The sequence below is a fragment of the Methylobacterium platani genome (genome assembly GCF_001653715.1).
Taxonomy (GTDB): Bacteria; Pseudomonadota; Alphaproteobacteria; order Rhizobiales; family Beijerinckiaceae; genus Methylobacterium; species Methylobacterium platani.
Map to the genome: position 1 here is coordinate 1 of NZ_LWHQ01000101.1, position 608 is coordinate 608.

The following is a 608-nucleotide window of genomic DNA, read 5'->3' on the forward strand; positions in this document are numbered from 1 at the left end:
GCCTCCCTGCGCCAGGAGCCCAAGGCCTACATGAAGCGCGTGGTCGATCGCCTGCGCCTCGACAACTGGCTCGGCACCGAGAACGCCAAGAACACCCTGACGATGGCCGGCTATCGCGGCCCGCAGGCCGAGATCGCATTCCTTTTTTTCCGCCTGGTGATGCCGGTCGCGTTCTTCGTCCTGGCGGTGGTCTACCTGTTCGTGCTGCAGGTGCTCGACCAGCCGGTGATGGTGCGCCTCGGCATGGTGGTCGCGGCGCTCTACCTCGGCATCAAGGCGCCGGAGGTGTTCCTGCGCAACCAGACCTCGAAGCGCCAGGCGGTGATCCAGCGCAACTGGCCCGACACGCTCGACCTGCTGCTGATCTGCGTCGAGTCGGGCATGGCGATCGAGGCGGCGTTCCGGCGCGTCGGCGTCGAGATCGCCAACCAGTGCATGACGCTGGCCGAGGAGATGGCGCTGACGACGGCCGAGCTGTCCTACCTCTCCGACCGGCGCATCGCCTACGAGAACCTCGCCAACCGCACCGGCCTCGAATCGGTCAAGAACGTCACCACGGCGCTGATCCAGGCCGAGCGCTACGGCACCCCGGTCGGCCAGGCCCTGCG

The 608-nt window shown here is 67.6% G+C and carries 1 protein-coding gene; it reads left to right on the forward strand.

Annotation, left to right across the window (positions count from 1 at the left end; translation table 11 throughout):
• Nucleotides 1-608 (forward strand): type II secretion system F family protein (locus tag A5481_RS31215; protein WP_245298681.1); only part of this gene is annotated, 608 nt, incomplete at both ends.